Here is a 1,164-nt window from a genome sequence, read left to right as displayed (position 1 = left end):
AAAAATTTGAACGTAGCAAACCGCACGTAAACGTTGGCACCATTGGTCACGTTGACCATGGTAAAACCACATTGACTGCAGCATTGACAACCATTCTGGCAGAGAAATTCGGTGGTCAGGCAAAAGGCTACGACCAAATCGATAACGCCCCGGAAGAAAAAGCCCGCGGTATTACTATTAATACTTCACACGTAGAATACGAAACTGAAACCCGTCACTACGCTCACGTAGACTGTCCGGGTCACGCTGACTACGTTAAAAACATGATTACCGGTGCTGCCCAAATGGATGGCGCAATTTTGGTATGTTCAGCTGCAGACGGTCCCATGCCGCAAACCCGCGAACACATTTTGTTGGCTCGTCAAGTAGGTGTGCCTTACATTATCGTATTTATGAACAAATGCGATATGGTTGATGATCCAGAATTGTTGGAATTGGTTGAGATGGAAATTCGCGACCTGCTTTCTAGCTACGATTTCCCGGGTGATGACTGCCCGATCATTCAAGGTTCTGCATTAAAAGCCTTGGAAGGTGATGCTGCATACAAAGAAAAAATCTATGAATTGGCTGCTGCATTGGATAGTTACATTCCTACGCCTGAGCGTGCAGTTGATAAACCTTTCTTGTTGCCGATTGAAGACGTATTCTCTATTTCTGGTCGTGGTACCGTAGTAACCGGCCGTGTAGAGCGAGGTATCATCAATGTGGGCGATGAAATCGAAATCGTAGGTTTGAAAGAAACCCAAAAAACCACATGTACCGGTGTGGAAATGTTCCGTAAATTATTGGACCAAGGTCAAGCTGGTGATAACGTTGGCGTTTTGTTGCGTGGTACTAAGCGTGAAGAGGTAGAGCGTGGTCAAGTATTGGCTAAACCGGGTACAATTACGCCTCATACCAAATTCAAAGCAGAGGTATACGTTTTAAGTAAAGAAGAGGGTGGTCGTCATACTCCATTCTTTGCAAACTACCGTCCTCAATTCTACTTCCGAACAACAGACGTAACAGGTGCTGTGACTTTGGAGGAGGGCGTTGAAATGGTAATGCCGGGTGAGAATGTTGCAATTACTGTGGAACTGATTGCACCGATTGCTATGGAAGAAGGCTTGCGCTTTGCTATTCGTGAAGGTGGTCGTACCGTAGGTGCTGGTGTGGTTTCTTCTA

The 1,164-nt window shown here is 45.7% G+C and carries 1 protein-coding gene; it reads left to right on the top strand.

The annotated features are described in order from the left end of the window. Positions 1-1,164, top strand: a 1,164-nt coding sequence (tuf, locus tag HMPREF9370_RS11440; protein ID WP_009117682.1) for an elongation factor Tu, incomplete at both ends; no start/stop codon positions are given.

The sequence above is a fragment of the Neisseria wadsworthii 9715 genome, from assembly GCF_000227765.1.
Lineage (GTDB): Bacteria > Pseudomonadota > Gammaproteobacteria > Burkholderiales > Neisseriaceae > Neisseria > Neisseria wadsworthii.
This window is presented reverse-complemented; position numbering and strand designations above follow the sequence as displayed.